The sequence below is a fragment of the Pseudoduganella flava genome, assembly GCF_007830495.1.
Classification (GTDB): domain Bacteria; phylum Pseudomonadota; class Gammaproteobacteria; order Burkholderiales; family Burkholderiaceae_D; genus Rugamonas; species Rugamonas flava.
In genome coordinates this window covers 1-17933 of the sequence record NZ_VLKW01000017.1, presented here as the reverse complement: position 1 = coordinate 17933, position 17933 = coordinate 1, and the positions used below count along the sequence as shown (strand labels likewise).

Sequence of the window (17933 nt, the reverse complement as noted above, 5' to 3'; positions counted from 1 at the left end):
TCGGGAGGCACTCCCTCCTCTGAAGAGGTGACGGGGCGCCGGATCGGTACGTTGGGCGGCGTGAGCTTCGAGGTGCGGATTAGTCGGGGAGTTACGGTGAATTGATCGGCGGAATTTGCCCGTAGTCGTGCGCCCCCCCCGGCATATTGTTCGCGCACCGCTCCGCCCACGATTTCACCCAGTGGGGTACCGTCGGAGCATCAATGTCCAAATTGCTCCAATATGCCCCAGCAGCGTCTAATCCACTCTACCCTGCGGGACGGGGAACCTAATAAGGTCTATAAAAAACCGGCATTAATCCGCTTTGATCTAATTCCAAAGCCAAAAAGTCTAAAACAGCCGCATCTTCAGCGCGTGGTGCTCTCTTTTAGATGGGTTTGATGTGAGACCTCGCGATACGCCGCCCACCGGCGGGCGGCGCCATGTCACCGCATTCCGGTCGGAGTTGCCTCTACGCGGCCGCACAAGCAGCGTTCAGCCGCCGTCACGCGTGTCTCCTTCCTGCCGGCCATGCACGTTGGCGCGCCCCCAGGCGCTTGCAACAATGGCGGACGGTGCGGACCATCGGGAAGGAAACAGGTCCTCCATAAATCCGTGGAGCACTTTTTTAGGCCCGGCTTATGACGCAAATTCGTCAGACTGCCACTACACTTATGAAGCGTCATCATAAGCTCAAGCAAAATTCGCCCCGTTGGCTTGCCGGATACGCCGTTATCATTCGCGCCATTCCCAATTCGGAACGCCGTCGTCGCACCGCGCGAAGGTGCGAAGGTGGACCGATCTACCTCCCAATGGATTCGACATGACTGATCAAGTACATCACCACACCCACGTCCGCGCCTATGGCGCCAACTCCGCCGACAAGCCTCTCGAAGCGATGGACATCCCGCGCCGCGCGCCGGGCCACCACGACGTGCAGATCGACATCGCCTTCTGCGGCGTCTGCCATTCCGACCTGCACACAGTGCGCGGCGAATGGGCGGGTACGCTCTATCCGTGCGTGCCGGGCCACGAGATCGTCGGGCGTGTGTCCGCCGTTGGCGCGCACGTGAGCGGCTTCCAGGTCGGTGACCTGGTGGGCGTCGGCTGCATGGTCGACAGCTGCGGCCATTGCCATGATTGCGAGGCGGGCCTGGAAAACTACTGCGACGGCATGGTCGGCACCTACAACGGCAAGACCGCTGACGCGCCGGGCCACACGCTGGGCGGCTACTCGGAGCGGATCGTCGTCAACGAGCGTTATGTGCTGCGCGTGCGCCACCAGCCGGACCAGCTGGCCGCCGTCGCGCCGCTGCTGTGCGCCGGCATCACCACGTGGTCGCCGCTGCGGCACTGGCAGGCCGGCCCGGGCAAGAAGGTCGGCATCGTCGGCATCGGTGGCCTGGGCCACATGGGCATCAAGCTGGCCCGCGCGCTGGGCGCACATGTCGTTGCGTTCACGACGTCGGAATCGAAGCGTGCGGACGCCGAAGCGCTGGGCGCGCACGAAGTGGTGGTGTCGCGCGATGCGGCGGCGATGGCGGCGCAGGCCCGCTCGCTCGACCTGATCGTCAACACCGTCGCGGCGCCGCACGATCTCGACGCTTTCCTCACGCTGCTCAAGCGCGACGGCACGATGGTGCTGGTGGGGGCACCCGCGTCGCCGCACCCGTCGCCGCAGGTGTTCAACCTGATCATGAAGCGCCGTGCGCTGGCCGGTTCGATGATCGGCGGGATCCCGGAAACCCAGGAAATGCTGGACTTCTGTGCACAGCACGGCATCGTCGCGGACATCGAAATGATCCGCGCCGACGAGATCAACGCCGCCTACGAGCGCATGCTGCAGGGCGACGTGAAGTACCGCTTCGTGATCGACAGCGCGACGCTGGCTGGCGGCGCCGGCACCACCCGATGAGCGATCGCACGGCCACCGTCCGCGCGCCGGCGGAGAGCCGGCACGCGGTTGATGCGGGTGCGGCCGCCGCGCCTGCCGCATGGGGCGGCGTGTTCGCCCTGGCGCTGGCCGCGTTCGCGCTGGTCGCGTCCGAGTTCATGCCCGTCAGCCTGCTGACACCCGTCGCGGCCGACCTGGGCGCCAGCGAAGGGCAGGCGGGCCTGGCGATCACGGTGTCCGGCGCGTTTGCGCTGGTCACGAGCCTGTCCATCGCGTCGCTGGCGGGACGGCTCGATCGCAAGTTGCTGCTCGCGGGCCTGACGTTCCTGATGATCGTGTCCGGCTCGATCGCCGCCTTCGCCCCGACCTATGCGGGGTTCATGGCCGGGCGGGCGTTCATCGGTGTCGCGATTGGAGGATTCTGGTCGCTGTCGGCGGCGACGGCCATGCGCCTCGTCTCAGCCGACAGGGTGCCGACGGCGCTTGCGATCGTCAACGGCGGCAACGCGCTGGCGACGGTGGTTGCGGCGCCGCTGGGCAGTTACCTCGGCACGCTGGTCGGCTGGCGCGGCGCGTTCTTTTGCGTCGTGCCGGTTGCCGCCGCGGCGCTGGTGTGGCAACTCGTCAGCCTGCCGTCGCTGCCGGCCCGGCACGGGCAGCGGGGCGCCGGTGCACTGGCATTGCTCAAGCGGTTGCCGGTCGCGCTGGGCATGACGGCCGCCAGCCTGTTCTTCATGGGCCAGTTCGCGCTGTTCACCTACCTGCGGCCGTTCCTCGAAGCCGTGACGGGCGTCGCGCCGTCGGCGCTGTCGCTGATGCTGCTGGTCGTCGGCCTGTGCGGCGTGGTCGGCACCTTCGCGATCGGCCGGTTTCTCGGCGACGGGCTCGCACGTACGCTGGCCGTCATCCCGCTGGCGATGGCGGGCATTGCCGTCGCCTTGACGGTGCTCGGCACGTCCGCCGGCGCCACGGCCGTCCTGCTGGGCGCATGGGGCCTGCTCGGCACGTCGGCGCCCGTCGCCTGGTGGACGTGGCTGGCCCGCACGTTACCGGACGATGCGGAGGCTGGCGGCGGCCTGCTCGTTGCCGTCGTCCAGCTGGCGATCGCCGCCGGCGCCGCTGCCGGGGGCATGCTGTTCGATGCGTACGGCTACCAGGCCACGTTCGGCGGCAGCGCCGCGATCCTGCTGCTGGCGGCGCTGTTCGCCGTGAGTGCGGGCCGGGCCGCACGCCTTCCTGCATAATCGCGTCATCCGGGTGGCCGCCGTGCCACCCGTCCCGCGCCGGAGAACCGGCGATACGGCAACCCGGCATTCAGTGATTCAGGTTCTCCCACATGGCACGCGACAACATCAACGACATCCTGGTCTTCCTGGCCGTGGCGCGCGAGCGCAGCTTCACGCGCGCCGCCGGCAAGCTGGGGATGACGCAATCGGCCCTCAGCCACATCATCCGCGGCCTGGAAGCACGCATGGGCGTGCGCCTGCTGACGCGCACGACCCGCAGCGTGTCGCCGACCGAGGCGGGCGAGCGGCTGTTGCAGAACGTGGCGCCGCGGCTCGAGGAGATCGAGGCGGAGATCGCCGCGGTGAGCGAACTGGGAGACAAGCCGGCCGGCACGGTGCGCATCACGGCCACCGACCACGTGATTAACAACGTGCTGTGGCCCCGCCTGTCGCCCGTGCTGCTGGCCTACCCGGACATCCACGTCGAGCTGAGCGCGGACTACCGGATGGTCGACATCGCGGCCGAGCGCTTCGACATCGGCGTGCGCTGGGGCGACCAGGTCGAGAAGGACATGATCGCCGTGCGCATCACACCCGATACGCGGGTGCTGATCGTCGGCGCGCCCGGGTATTTCGCGCACCGGCCCGTGCCGACGTCGGCCAAGGATCTGCAGAAGCACAACTGCATCGGCCTGCGCCTGGCGACCGTCGGCGGCGTCTATGCTTGGGAGCTGCGGCACGACGGTGCGAACATCGACATGCGGCCGCGCGGCCAGATCGTCTGCAGCGGCGTGTACCAGATGCTCGGGGCGGCCCTCAGCGGCAACGGCCTGGCGTTCCTGTCCGAGGACCTGGTGGCCCAGCACGTGCGCGCGGGGCGCCTCGTCAGTGTGATGGAGGACTGGTGCCCGCATTTCCCCGGCCTGCATGCCTACTACCCGAGCCGGCGCCACCCATCGCGTGCGCTGGCGCTCGTGCTGGACGCGTTGCGGCACAAGGGCTGATCGGCGCCACGGCCGGGATGGCGGCCGTGAAAGAATGCGGTATGCTGCGGGCGGATCCACACGCGGAGTACCAACATTTCGATGAAGTACGTTGCCATCGCTATTCTCGCCATCGCGCTCGGAACCTTGTTCGGCCGCGCGAGCGTGCCCGACACGTGGGCCTCCTGGGCCACAGCCTGCGCGGGTACGAGCGCATTGCTGTGCGGCGTATTGGCTTACCCGCGCAGGAAGCTGGCCGCGTTGCGAGGGGAGGCGCACACCGCCCGCACGCAGCTGGCCGACGCTCTCGGCGGGTACCGGGCCAAGCACGGGCGCACCCCACGTGCGCTCAAGCCGCGCCGGGGATGGGGTGAACCGCAGCTGACCGATATCGGCGAAGGGGTGGGCGGGGCTGTCGGCGGCACGGCAGGCAGCGTGATCGGCGTCGCACTGGAGGTGGCGGTGCAGGCGGCCGGCAAGGCCGTGGGGGAAGCCTTCTACAAGATGTCCGCGTCCGCCGCGCGGCAAGCCGACGATCGCGCGATCGCACAATTGGTGGCGCGGCGCGAAGTAGCCAATGCGCGGCTACGCTTGGCGATCGTTGCCTGGGCAGCCGCAGTATTCAGCGCCACAATCGTTGCAGTACTTGCTTTTTTGGCCACCAGGGGCTATCCCGGGTAAGCCGAGGAGGCCGCTGGCGGACTGCTGACGGCTGTGATCCGGCTGTCCATCGCTGACGCCAGCAATGGAACCAATCCCGCCACCCGCTCCACAGACGCCTGTCGCGTTTGCAGATGGATGGCGTCACCATGACGATAGGCAGGCTTCCCCCGATCCCGGCATTGGACTGGCAACCGGCCCGCACGCCGGATGGCCGTGACGATCGGGTCGTGCCCGTCACGCAGGAACCGCTGCGCAGTGCGCTGGAGGGCGCGCCTGCACCCAGCGGTGTCAGGTCGCTGGTGCGTTTCCTGAATCGCCACGACCTGCCGCACGTCGACGTCAGCCCCCGCACTTTTGAGCTGCTGAAGGACTACGAAGGCGTGCAGCAGCGCGTGTCGCAGATGGTCGGCGACAAGGCCAATTCAGTCGTCGGCATCACGGCGTCGGGCGGCGGGGCGATCAAGCGCATGCAGCTGGCCGATGCCGAGACGCTGCACGAGGGCCAGTATTCGCTGGCGCGTGCGCACGGCACGGTCCGATACGGCAGCGGCGTGTGCGTCACCGTCAACAACGTGCTGTTCCGCGTCACCGCCGACCTGACGTCGCGGCGCGCGCTCGGCCTGCGGCCGCAGCCCGGCACGCCGATGTTCCGCGACCGTGCCAGTCAGCCGATGCCCGTTTATTTCCAGGTGTATGCGGGCCACGGCTATGTGCGCATCGGCGATACGCGCGTGCCGGACCAAGCGCGCGATGCCGTCGTCGGCGATGTGTGGGACACGCTGCCGATCGTGAAGACGTGGAACAATTTTGCCAGGTCCGACATTCCCGCGTCCACCAGGCTGGAAGCGCTGCCCGGCCGCGTGCTGGACGAGCGTAATTCACTGGCCAGCTTCGCGGACAGCGAAGCGCGGCGCGTCGGCGCGCAGGCGATCGACACGGCACTGGCCGAGGATGGCGAGGAGCCGGTCGGCGCCGGATTGCTGGACCAGGTCTACGACAGGCTGCAGGCCAAGCCGTTCAGCCGGCGCGGCCTGTACCATCGGCCGTCGCTGGCGCGCGAGCCGACGCTCAGCTACCGTAACGCCGCCACCGGTGAGATCTTCACGCCGTCGATCGGCATCCACGATTACCAGAAGGCGCGTCTGGGCATGGAGCACCCGACCTTCCAGCGGTTCCTGGCGCTGACCGAGGAGCAGGGCACCGCTGCGTAAGCTCGCGGCCCGTGGCCTGCCCCGCGCCATTCCCGACAAAATCGGTAGTGTATTCCCCCGCGACTCCCCCACCGGAAGTGCTGGCCCCTAATCACATCTGCCTATCCGCCTAATCCGAATCACATCCCCCGGCGGCACTTCCTGCCAATATTCACCGCCTGCCACCGTCAGTAGACTGATTCCATCGACAGCTCCACGCATGTCGCGCGGAGAGGCGCCCTCGGGGCGCACGGAATCAAGGAGGCAGCATGAGTCACTTTCTGGATCGGCTGAAGTTCTTCAGCAAGCCCAAATCCACGTTCTCGAACGGCCACGGCGCCGTCGTGCACGAAGACCGCACCTGGGAAAACGCCTACCGCCAGCGCTGGCAGCACGACAAGATCGTGCGCTCCACGCACGGCGTCAACTGCACGGGTTCGTGCAGCTGGAAGGTGTATGTGAAGAATGGCCTGATCACGTGGGAAACGCAGCAGACGGACTATCCGCGCACGCGGCCGGACCTGCCGAACCACGAGCCGCGCGGCTGCCCGCGCGGCGCCAGCTATTCCTGGTACGTGTACTCCGCCCAGCGCGTCAAATACCCGATGGTGCGCGGCCGCCTGATGGAAATGTGGCGTGAAGCCCGCAAGACGATGGACCCCGTCACCGCCTGGGAATACGTGAGCCAGGACCCGGAACGCGCGAAGAAATACAAATCCGTGCGCGGCCTTGGCGGCTTCGTGCGCGCAAACTGGGACGAATGCAACGAGATGATCGCCGCCGCGAATGCGCTGACGATCAAGAAGTATGGCCCGGACCGCATCGTCGGCTTCTCGCCGATCCCGGCGATGTCGATGGTCAGCTACGCCGCCGGCACGCGTTACCTGTCGCTGATCGGCGGCGTGGCGCTGTCGTTCTACGACTGGTACTGCGACCTGCCGCCTTCGAGCCCGCAGGTGTGGGGCGAGCAGACCGACGTTCCCGAGTCCGCCGACTGGTATAACTCGACGTACCTGATGGTGTGGGGCTCGAACGTGCCGATGACCCGCACGCCGGATGCCCACTTCTACACGGAGGTGCGCTACAAGGGCACGAAGACGGTCGCCGTGTCGTCCGACTTCGGCGAGATGGCCAAGTTTGGCGATATCTGGCTGGCACCGCGCCAGGGCACCGATGCGGCGCTGGCGATGGCGATGGGCCACGTGATCCTGAAGGAGTTCCACGCCGAAGGCCAGTCGAAGTACTTCCGCGACTACGCGAAGCAGTACACCGACTTCCCGATGCTCGTGCTGCTGAAGGAACACGAGGGCAAGCTGATCCCCGACTACTTCCTGCGTGCGTCGCACCTGGCCAACAACCTCGACGAAGCCAACAACCCGGAATGGAAGACGCTCGTCATCGACGATACCACCGGCCGCATCGTCGCGCCGGCTGGCTCGATCGGCTTCCGCTGGGGCGAGGACGGCAAATGGAACCTGGAGATGAAGGAGGGCGGCAACAACGCCCCGATCGACCCGCGCCTGTCGCTGAAGGACTGCGCGGACGACATCGTGCCCGTCGGCTTCGCCTACTTCGGCGGCCGCGATGCGCAGGATCTGCTGCTGCGAAACGTGCCGGTCAAGCGCGTGACCTTGGCCGACGGCACGACGGCGCTGGTCGCCACCGTGTTCGACCTGTCGCTGGCCAACTACGGCATCGACCGCGGCTTCGGCGGCGGCAACGTGGCGACGAGCTACGACGACGACGTGCCGTACACCCCGGCATGGCAGGAAAAGCACACCGGTGTGAAGCCGGCCGACGTGATCACCGTCGCGCGCCAGTTCGCCGACAACGCCGATAAAACCCGCGGCAAGAGCATGGTCATCGTCGGCGCCGCGCTGAATCACTGGTACCACATGGACATGACGTACCGCGGCATCATCAACATGCTGATGATGTGCGGTTGCGTCGGTCAATCCGGCGGCGGCTGGGCGCACTACGTGGGCCAAGAAAAGCTGCGCCCGCAAACGGGCTGGACGCCGCTGGCGTTCGCGCTGGACTGGAACCGCCCGATGCGCCAGATGAACGGCACGTCGTTCTTCTATGCCCACACGAGCCAGTGGCGCCACGAGAAGCTGCATACCAGCGATATCGCATCGCCGACGGCCGGCCCGGATGTCGCGCCGATGTCGCTGCTGGACTTCAATGCGAAGGCCGAGCGCCTGGGCTGGCTGCCGTCCGCGCCGCAGCTGCAGACCAACCCGCTCGACGTCGTCGACCAGGCCAACGCCGCCGGTGAAGATCCCGCGAAGTTCGCCGTGCGCCAGCTGAAGGAAGGCAAGCTGCAGATGTCCTGCGACGATCCGGACAATCCCGCCAACTTCCCCCGCAATATGTTCGTGTGGCGTTCGAACATCCTGGGCAGCTCGGGCAAGGGTCACGAATACTTCCTGAAGTACCTGCTCGGCACGCAGAACGCGCTGATGAGCGAGGAAGAGCACTGCATCAAGCCGCGCGACGTGAAGGTGCGCCCGGCCGTCGAAGGCAAGCTCGATCTGCTGGTCGTGCTGGACTTCCGCATGTCGACCACCTGCCTGTACGGCGACATCGTGCTGCCGACGGCCACGTGGTACGAGAAGGACGACCTGAACACGTCCGACATGCACCCGTTCATCCACCCGCTGTCCGAAGCCGTGCAGCCGCTGTGGCAATCGAAGTCGGACTGGGAAATCTACAAGGGCCTGGCCAAGAAATTCTCGGAAATCGGCGGCGAGTACCTGGGTACCCGCAAGGACATCATCCTGACGCCGCTGATGCACGACACCCCGGGCGAACTGGGTCAACCGTTCGATCCGAAGGACTGGCGCGCCGGCGAGTGCGAGCCGATCCCGGGCAAGACGATGCCGAACATGACGATCGTCGAACGCGACTTCAAGCAGATCTACAAGAAGTTCACGTCCGTCGGTCCGCTGCTGGAAAAGGCCGGCAATGGCGGCAAGGGCATCGGCTGGAACACGAAGCATGAAGTGGACGTCCTGCGCGGCATCAACCGCACCGTGCTAGAAGAGGGCGTGTCGCAAGGCCAGCCGCGCCTGAACACGGCGATCGATGCGGCCGAGATGATCCTGTCGCTGGCGCCGGAAACCAACGGTCACGTGGCGGTGAAGGCGTGGGAAGCGCTGTCGAAAATCACGGGCCGCGACCACACGCATCTCGCGTTGCCGCGCGAGCACGACAGCATCCGCTTCCGCGACGTGCAGGCGCAGCCCCGCAAGATCATCTCGTCGCCGACGTGGTCGGGCCTCGAGTCGGAGGAAGTCAGCTACAACGCCGGCTACACCAACGTGCATGAACTGATCCCATGGCGCACGATCACGGGCCGCCAGCAGTTCTACCAGGATCACCGCTGGATGCGCGACTTCGGCGAGGGCTTCTGTGTGTACAAGCCGGCGATCGACACTCGTACGACGGGCGCCGCGATGGGCGCGAGCCCGAACGGCAACAGGGAAATCGCGCTGAACTGGATCACGCCGCACCAGAAGTGGGGCATCCACTCGACGTATTCGGACAACCTGCGGATGTTGACCTTGTCCCGCGGCGGGCCGCACGTGTGGCTGTCCGAGACGGATGCGAAGGCGGCCGGCATCGTCGACAACGACTGGATCGAGGTGTTCAACGTGAACGGCACGTTGACGGCGCGGGCGGTGGTCAGCCAGCGCGTCCCGGCCGGCATGACCTTGATGTATCACGCCCAGGAAAAGATCGTCAACGTGCCGGGCGGCGAAATGTCCGGCAAGCGCGGCGGCATCCACAACTCGGTGACGCGCGCCGTGACGAAGCCGACGCACATGATCGGCGGCTATGCGCAGCTGTCGTGGGGCTTCAACTACTACGGCACGGTGGGCTCGAACCGCGACGAATTCGTGGTGGTGCGCAAGATGAACAAGGTCGAGTGGCTCGAAGGCCCGCTGGCCGAGACGGTCTGAGTGACGGAAAGGTAAGGAGTACAACATGAAAATCAGAGCACAAATCGGCATGGTGCTGAACCTCGACAAATGCATCGGCTGCCACACCTGTTCCGTCACCTGCAAGAACGTGTGGACGAGCCGTGATGGCGTCGAATACGCGTGGTTCAACAACGTGGAAACGAAGCCCGGCATCGGCTATCCGAAGGAATGGGAAAACCAGGACAAGTGGAACGGCGGCTGGCGCCGCACCGACGCGGGCACGATCGAGCCGCGCCAGGGCAGCCGTTTGAAAATCCTCGCGAACATCTTCGCGAACCCGAACCTGCCGCAGATCGACGAATACTACGAGCCGTTCACCTACGACTACGAGCGGCTGCAGAACGCACCGCTGTCGCAGACGCCGCCGACGGCGCGCCCGGTCTCCGTCCTGACCGGCAAGAAGATGGACAAGATCGAGTGGGGCCCGAACTGGGAGGATGACCTGGGTGGCGAGTTCGCCCAGCGCAGCAAGGATAAGCTGTTCGACAACATGCAGAAGGAGATGTACGGCACGTTCGAGAACACGTTCATGATGTACCTGCCGCGCCTGTGCGAGCACTGCCTGAACCCGGCCTGCGTGGCATCGTGCCCGTCCGGCTCCGTGTACAAGCGCGAGGACGACGGCATCGTGCTGATCGACCAGGACAAGTGCCGCGGCTGGCGCATGTGCATCTCCGGTTGCCCGTACAAGAAGATCTACTACAACTGGTCTTCCGGCAAAGCCGAGAAGTGCACGTTCTGCTTCCCCCGCATCGAAGCGGGCCAGCCGACCGTGTGCTCGGAAACCTGCGTGGGCCGCATCCGCTACCTGGGCGTGATGCTGTACGACGCCGACAAGATCGAAGCGGCGGCATCGGTGGCCGACGAGCGCGACCTGTACCAGTCGCAGCTGGACTTGTTCCTGGACCCGCACGATCCGAAGGTGATCGAGGAAGCGCGCCGCCAGGGCATTCCGGAAGCGTGGCTGGAAGCGGCCGTCCGTTCGCCGGTTTACAAGATGGCGATGGAGTGGAAGATCGCGTTCCCGCTGCACCCGGAATACCGCACGCTGCCGATGGTGTGGTACATCCCGCCGCTGTCGCCGATCCAGGCCGCGGCCGAATCGGGCAAGCTGGGTACCAACGGCGTGCTGCCGGATACGTCCAGCCTGCGCATCCCCGTGCAATACCTCGCGAATCTGCTGACGGCGGGCGACCAGGTACCGGTGATCAAGGCGCTGGACCGGATGCTGGCGATGCGTGCCTACATGCGCGGCAAGAGCGTCGAAGGTGTCGAGAACCTGGAGCCTTTACGTCAAGTTGGTCTCGACAAGGCCACCGTCGAGGACATGTACCACATCATGGCCATCGCGAATTACGAGGACCGCTTCGTGATCCCGTCCAGCCACAAGGAGATGGTGGAGGACAGCTTCAACGAGAAGGGCAGCTGCGGCTTCAGTTTCGGCAATGGCTGTTCGGACGGTGTGTCCGATGCGAGCCTGTTCGGCAAGAAGAAGCAGGGTTCGACGATCTTCATGTCGATGCCGAAGTCGCGCAAGAAGAAAGAGCCGGAATCGGCGTAAGGAGCAGGCCATGAACCAACAATATCAAGTGCTGTCGCTGCTGCTGCAGTACCCGGACGAGGAGCTGATCGCCGACCTGCGCGAGCTGGAAGCCGTGCTCGAAGAACGCCCGGCGTGGCGCGAGCGCCTGCAGCCGCTGCTTGCGTATCTCGGCACGACGCCGCTGATCGAGCTGCAGCAGGAATACGTCGCCACGTTCGACCGCAACCCGTCGCACTCGCTGCACCTGTTCGAACACGTGCACGGCGAATCGCGCGACCGCGGCCAGGCGATGGTCGACCTGATCGAGGAGTACCGCAAGCACGGCCTGGAGATGAGCGGCGACGAGCTGCCCGACTACGTGCCGCTGTTCCTGGAGTTCCTCGGCCAGCTGCCGGCCGACGACGCCGAGCGGATGCTGGGCGAAGCCGTCGACGTGCTGGCCCACGTGGGCCGCAAACTGTGCAGCTCGAACAGCCCGTACGGCGTGCTGTTCACGCTGCTGGTCGATGCCAGCCCCGTCGAGGCGTCGCCGCTGACCGAACCGCCGATCCGCGACATGGACGAGGCACTGGAAACGTTCGGCCCGGGTGCCGATGGCGTCGAGCCGCTGCTGCAGACCGCACTGCCGGGTGGCGTCCAGCCGATCAACTTCTATCCGAAGAAGCCGGCCGCGGTGCAAGCCACCGCGCCGCAAGCATGAAGGAGGCAATATGAACTACATCCATCAATTCGTATTCGGGATCTACCCGTATATCGCGCTGGCGATCTTCCTGCTGGGGAGCCTGGTGCGGTTCGACCGTGAGCAGTACAGCTGGCGCTCCGAGTCCAGCCAGGTGCTGCATCGCGGCGCGCTGCGGCTGGCCAGCCCGCTGTTCCACGTCGGCGTGCTGGGCCTGTTCTTCGGCCATGCCGTGGGCCTGCTGACGCCCGTGGCCGTGTGGGATGCGCTGGGCGTGCCGCACGGCGCCAAGCAGCTGTTCGCGATGGTGGCCGGCGGCGTGATGGGCACCCTGGCGCTGATCGGCCTCGTGCTGCTGCTGGCGCGCCGCTTCCAGAGCGACCGCCTGCGCCACGTGACGACGTTCAAGGACAAGATCGTGCTGCTGTGGATCCTCGCGACCCTGCTGCTCGGCCTGTGCTCGATCTTCGTGTCGGCCGGCCACATGGACGGCCACATGATGGTGCTGCTGATGGGCTGGGCCCAGCACATCGTGACGTTCCGCGCCGATGCCGCCGCGCTGATCATCGACGCGCCGCTGGTGTTCAAGCTGCACCTGTTCATGGGCATGTCGCTGTTCATCATCTTCCCGTTCACCCGCCTGGTGCACGTGTGGAGCGGCTTCGGCGCCGTCGGTTACCTGGGCCGCGCGTTCCAGCTGGTGCGCAGCCGCTGACCGAAAAGCCCCGGCGCCCGTTGGGCAGTGCCGGGGCATCGTTTGAATCGAATCTGGAGTACATCATGGGTATCGCAGTCAATGGCATCGACGTCACGGACGCCGAAATCGCGGCGGAGATGGCACACCACGCCAATGCCGCCAATCCGCTGAAGCAGGCTGTCCACGAGGTGGTGCTGCGCCGCGTATTGCTGGACGAAGCCGACCGCCTCGGCATCGTGTCGGGCGACGCTTCCGACGACGAGCGCATCGAGACGCTGTTCGCCTGCGAAGTGCAGGTGCCGGAAGTGGACGACCTGGCATGCCGCCGCTACTACGACGCGCACAAGGCCGCGTTCACGCGCGGCGAGCTGGTCGAAGCGCGCCACATCCTGTTCCAGGTGACGCCCGAGGCGCCGCTGGAACTGCTGCGCGAGACCGCCACGTTGATCCTCGAGGAACTGCGCCACCGCCCCGAGCGTTTCGAGGAACTGGCGAAGCGCTACTCGAACTGCCCGTCCGGCGCCGTCGGTGGCAGCCTCGGTCAATTAAAGCGGGGCGACTGCGTGCCGGAATTCGACGCCGTGCTGTTCCGCCTCGCCGCCGGCGAGCTGGCCGGCCGCCTGGTGGAGACCCGCTTCGGCCTGCACATCGTGCAAGTGCAGCGCCGGCTGGAAGGCACCTTGCTGCCGTTCGACTCGGTGCGTGAGCAGGTGGCCGACACGCTGCGCCGCGAATCGTGGCAGCGCGCGCTGCACCAGTACCTGCACGTGCTGGTGGGCCGCGCGAAGATCGAGGGGGTGGAGCTGGAGGGGGCGGAGAGTCCGTTGGTGCAGTGAGGCCAGGGTCAGACCCGGCGGGGCGAAGCAGGGGTTTCGGAGAGCACAGCTCTCCGCCTGCGTAGCGGCGCTGGCCTGCAGGCCAGCGCTCCTCCCTGACCCCAGGGTTTGGCCTCTGGGTTTCTTCCGGCGTTCTGACTCGCAAACTTATCCGCCCGGCTAGTCACAAAGCACTACTTCTCCTCCCCAAACGGCCCATCAACAGGCCCGCACCACCCCGTTACAATCCTTCCAACACACCAAAGGAGCCGCCGATGCTGACCGACCGCTTCGGCCGTACCATCGATTACCTGCGCGTCTCGGTCACCGACCGTTGCGACCTGCGCTGCACGTATTGCCTGCCGCAAGATTTCAAGGGGTTCGAGGAGCCGCCGCACTGGCTCACGCAAGACGAGATCGTTCGCGTCGTGCGCGCGTTCACGCGCATGGGCACGCGCCGCGTGCGCCTGACGGGCGGCGAGCCGCTGACGCGCGGTCACCTGCCGGAGCTGGCGGCGCGGCTGGCGGCGTTGCCCGGCCTGCGCGACCTGTCGCTGTCGACCAACGGCACGCGGCTGGCGCGCCATGCGGCCGCGTTGAAGGCGGCGGGGATCAGCCGGATCAACGTCAGCCTCGATTCGCTGGACCGCTCTTGCATGAAAGGCATCACGGGGCGCGACTGCCTGCCGGCGATCCTGGCGGGACTGGAGGCGGCGCGCGCCGAAGGGCTGGCGCCCATCAAGATCAATATGGTCGCGATGCGCGGTGTGAACGAGCATGAGATCGAGGAGATGGCCGCGTTCTGCATCGCGCGCGGCTTCCTGCTGCGGTTGATCGAGGCGATGCCGATGGGCGATACGGGCCGCGCCACCGAATGGCTCGACCTGGGCCCCGTGCGCGACCGGCTCGTACAGCGCTTCGGCCTCGTGCCGCAGGCGCGCGAGCTGGGCGGCGGGCCGGCGCGCTATTACAGCACGGCGGATGGCGGCGCGAGCGTCGGCTTTATCACGCCGATGTCGCAGCACTTCTGCGCCACGTGCAACCGCGTGCGGATGTCCGTCGACGGCACGCTGTACCTGTGCCTCGGCCAGGAAGAAAAGTTCGAACTGCGCCCGCTGCTGCGTGGCGGCGCGGACGATGTGGAGCTGGAGCGGGCGATCCGCGCGGCGATCGAGTTGAAGCCGCGCGAGCACGATTTCACGCGGCAGCCGGAGAAAATCGTCCGATTCATGTCACAGACGGGCGGCTGAGATGGGGTCAGGGACAGGTAAATGAGCGCGAGCGGCAAGCAGGGCGGTATACTTCCCCCGATGAGAGGACAAACATGGAACAACGCAACAGCATGGCTGAATCGGCAAGCCCGCACGCAACCCCGCCCGAACGCGAGGGGGGCTGACATGCTGCGCGCATCGCCCCATGCCGCGTGGAGCCGGCTGTCGACGAAGGTGGTCGGCAGCCTGTTCGGCTTTCTGGCCGTCGCGCTGTCCGTCATCGGCGCCACGCTGTACCTGTCGTGGCAGCTGGAGGGCAGCGGCGCCGCGATCAACGTGACCGGCAGCCTGCGGATGAATACCTACCGGCTCAGCGTCACGCTGGCCGGCATGACGGATGCGGAGCGGCGCGACGCGGCCCGCTCCGAAGGCATGCGCCAGCTGGCCGTCGTCGACGGCACGCTCGAGCAGCTGCGCCACGGCGATCCGCAGCGGCCCCTGTTCCTGCCGCCTTCCAGCGTGATCCGCGGCGGCTTCGGCAGGCTGGCGGACCGCTGGCAGAACGAATTGCGGCCGCGCGCCGCGACGCTGCTGGCGCAGCAGGCGGTGGCACCGGCCGAGGTGTGGGCATTCCAGCAACAGGCCGACACGTTCGTGCGCGACGTGTCCGGCCTGGTCCAAGCGATCGAACACGACAGCGAAAATCGCACGTTCTGGCTGCGCGGCTCGCAGCTGATGCTGCTGACGTTCGCCGTCGGCGGCACCGTGTCGATCGTCTACCTGCTGTTCAACCTGATCATCGCCCCCGTCTCCGAGCTGCAGGCCGGCATGGAGCGGATGCGCGAGCGCGACTTCGAAGTGCGGCTGCAGGAAGACCGGCACGATGAATTCGGCCAGCTGGCGCAGGGCTTCAACCAGATGGCGGACCGGCTGCAGGGCGTGTATGCGAACCTCGAGCAGCTGATCGGCATGAAGACGGCCGCGCTGGAGGCGCAGAACCGCGAGCTCGCGCTGCTGTACGACAGCGCCGCGTTCCTGCAAAAACCGCAACAGGCGGAAGCCATGTGCGAAGGCTTCCTGCAGCGGATCACCGAGTATTTCGGCGCCGACGGCGGTTCCGTGCGCGTGCTCGACCCGGCCAAGGGCAATCTGCACATGCTGGTGCAGCAAGGGCTGCCGGCGGAGCTGGTCGAGGACGAGCGCTGCATGAAAGTCGGCGATTGCCTGTGCGGCGAGGCCGTCGAGAAGAAGATCGCCGTGGTGCACGACATGCGCCGCATCGATCCCGCCATGCAGCTGCAGTGCCACCGCGAGGGCTTCTCGACGGTCTCCGTGTTCCACATCTACGCGCATCGCCAGCACCTGGGCATGTTCAACCTGCACTTCAAGCGGGTCCGCGCGCTGTCGGCGGCGGACGAGGCGCTGCTGCAGACCTTGGGTCAGCTGCTGGGCACCGCGATCGAGAACCTGCGCCTGGGCGCGCGCGAACGCGAGATGGCGATCTCGGAAGAGCGCAACCTGGTGGCCCAGGGCCTGCACGACAGCATCGCGCAAGGCCTGAACTTCCTGAACCTGCAGGTGCAGATGCTGGAGGATTCGGTACGTCACCAGCAGTATGGCGACGTCGACGCGATCGTGCCGCAGTTGCGCGCCGGCGTGCAGGAAAGCTACGAGGACGTGCGCGAGCTGCTGCTGAATTTCCGCACCCGGCTGGCCGAGGAAAGCCTGGTGCACGCGCTGCAGTCGGCGCTCAACAAGTTCGAGCGCCAGACGGGCATCGAAGCGGTGCTGGACGCCGACCCGGACGGCGCACCGTTCCCCCGCGAGCAGCAGCTGCAACTGCTGTTCATCGTGCAGGAAGCGCTGTCGAACGTGCGCAAGCACGCCAGCGCCAACAAGGTCGAGGTGGTGCTGCGCGACCGCGAAGACTTCACGCTGGCCGTCACTGACGACGGCGCCGGTTTCGACCCGGCGGAACTGGCAGGCAAGGGCGAGACCCACGTGGGCGTCCACATCATGCGCGAGCGCGCCCAGCGGATCGGCGCGACGCTCGACGTGCGCTCGGCACCGGGCGCCGGCGCGACCGTATCGCTGCACCTGGCGCGCGCCCAGCGCCGGGCGGCCTGAGAACAAGGAGAACCACATGACCGACAACCGACCGATCAGCGTACTGCTGATCGACGACCACACGCTGTTCCGCAGCGGCATCCGCTCGCTGTTGCAGCGTAACCCCGATTTCGACGTCGTCGGCGAAGCAGCCGACGGTGTCGAAGGCATCAAGCGCGCCAAGCAGCTGAAACCCCAGGTCGTGCTGCTGGACCTGAACATGCCCGGCATGTCCGGCCTCGAGACGCTGCAGCTGCTGCTGCAGGACTGCCCGGACAGCGCGGTGGTGATGCTGACCGTGTCCGAAGACGCGCTGGACCTGTCGGCCGCGCTGAAGGCCGGCGCCTCCGGCTACCTGCTGAAGAACATCGACACGGACTACCTGACGCGCGCCGTGCGCCGCGCCGCGGCCGGCGAAACGGTGGTCGCCGAAGCGATGACGGGCAAGCTGGTCGCCCAGCTGCAAGCGGGCACGCGCACGCAGGAACCGGCGTCCGAACTGGACCGCCTGACCCCGCGCGAAAAGGAGATCCTCGACTTCCTCGCGCGTGGCGAAAGCAACAAGATGATCGCCCGCGCGCTGGACCTGTCCGAGAGCACTGTGAAGATTCACGTGCAGAACGTGTTGAAGAAATTGAATTTGTCGAGCCGTGTGCAGGCTGCCGTGTTTGCGGTGGAGCATCGGCATGCGCAGGCGAGGTAGGGTCAGTTTTGCATCTTGGGGCCTGGCGGCGCTGAACACAAACCACAAGGCAAATGCCGGGGTCAGACCCGCCGGGTCTGACCCCAGGGGTTGCACTTGGGTTCAAGGACACGGGTCGGCCTGCTAACAAAAGTCGCCCGTCCCGGACCCCTGAAGCTCAGTCCCAGGGCTGGCCTTGCAAGGCCAGCCCGTTCGGCCGGCGCGAGGCATGCCTCGCGAAAAAACTGTCCCATCTGCGCAAGCACCCAGGGCTGGCCC

The 17933-nt window shown here is 66.5% G+C and carries 13 protein-coding genes; all 13 read left to right on the top strand.

Annotated elements, in window-relative coordinates:
• The first annotated feature begins 802 nt into the window (after positions 1-802).
• On the top strand, positions 803-1894 hold the full coding sequence (locus IP92_RS28295) for an NAD(P)-dependent alcohol dehydrogenase (protein WP_145881755.1): 1092 nt from the start codon (positions 803-805) through the stop codon (positions 1892-1894).
• Positions 1891-3117 carry an MFS transporter gene (locus tag IP92_RS28290; protein ID WP_145881753.1) on the top strand — a complete coding sequence of 409 codons (1227 nt, stop codon included), beginning with the start codon at positions 1891-1893 and terminating at the stop codon, positions 3115-3117. Before IP92_RS28295 ends, IP92_RS28290 begins: the two co-directional genes overlap by 4 nt.
• A 92-nt stretch (positions 3118-3209) precedes the next feature.
• Positions 3210-4103 carry a LysR family transcriptional regulator gene (locus IP92_RS28285; RefSeq protein WP_145881751.1) on the top strand — a complete coding sequence of 298 codons (894 nt, stop codon included), beginning with the start codon at positions 3210-3212 and terminating at the stop codon, positions 4101-4103.
• Positions 4104-4184: 81 nt separating this feature from the next.
• A complete protein-coding gene (locus IP92_RS28280) occupies positions 4185-4763 on the top strand; it encodes a hypothetical protein (protein ID WP_145881749.1) in 579 nt (192 codons plus the stop codon).
• Positions 4764-4891: 128 nt separating this feature from the next.
• Positions 4892-5956 (top strand): hypothetical protein, encoded by a 1065-nt coding sequence (locus IP92_RS28275; RefSeq protein WP_145881747.1) that lies wholly within the window; start codon positions 4892-4894, stop codon positions 5954-5956.
• 248 nt (positions 5957-6204) lie between these two features.
• The gene (locus tag IP92_RS28270) at positions 6205-9900 is read left to right on the top strand and encodes a nitrate reductase subunit alpha (protein ID WP_145881745.1); all 3696 of its coding nucleotides are present in this window, start codon (positions 6205-6207) and stop codon (positions 9898-9900) included.
• 25 nt (positions 9901-9925) lie between these two features.
• Positions 9926-11482: a nitrate reductase subunit beta gene (gene narH / locus IP92_RS28265; RefSeq protein ID WP_145881743.1), complete on the top strand. Its 1557-nt coding sequence runs from the start codon at positions 9926-9928 to the stop codon at positions 11480-11482.
• Positions 11483-11492: 10 nt separating this feature from the next.
• Positions 11493-12164: a nitrate reductase molybdenum cofactor assembly chaperone gene (narJ, locus tag IP92_RS28260; RefSeq protein ID WP_145881741.1), complete on the top strand. Its 672-nt coding sequence runs from the start codon at positions 11493-11495 to the stop codon at positions 12162-12164.
• A 10-nt stretch (positions 12165-12174) separates the two neighbouring features.
• Positions 12175-12858, top strand: a complete 684-nt coding sequence (gene narI, locus IP92_RS28255) for a respiratory nitrate reductase subunit gamma (RefSeq protein ID WP_145881738.1) — start codon at positions 12175-12177, stop codon at positions 12856-12858.
• Between the two features lie 65 nt (positions 12859-12923).
• Positions 12924-13676, top strand: coding sequence for a peptidylprolyl isomerase (locus IP92_RS28250; RefSeq protein ID WP_145881736.1), 753 nt, complete (start codon positions 12924-12926; stop codon positions 13674-13676).
• 254 nt (positions 13677-13930) lie between these two features.
• A complete protein-coding gene (gene moaA, locus IP92_RS28245) occupies positions 13931-14905 on the top strand; it encodes a GTP 3',8-cyclase MoaA (protein ID WP_145881734.1) in 975 nt (324 codons plus the stop codon).
• Between the two features lie 147 nt (positions 14906-15052).
• Complete coding sequence (locus tag IP92_RS28240; protein ID WP_145881732.1) at positions 15053-16993, top strand: type IV pili methyl-accepting chemotaxis transducer N-terminal domain-containing protein; 1941 nt, start codon at positions 15053-15055, stop codon at positions 16991-16993.
• 16 nt (positions 16994-17009) lie between these two features.
• Positions 17010-17675, top strand: coding sequence for a response regulator (locus tag IP92_RS28235; protein WP_145881730.1), 666 nt, complete (start codon positions 17010-17012; stop codon positions 17673-17675).
• Positions 17676-17933: the final 258 nt, after the last annotated feature.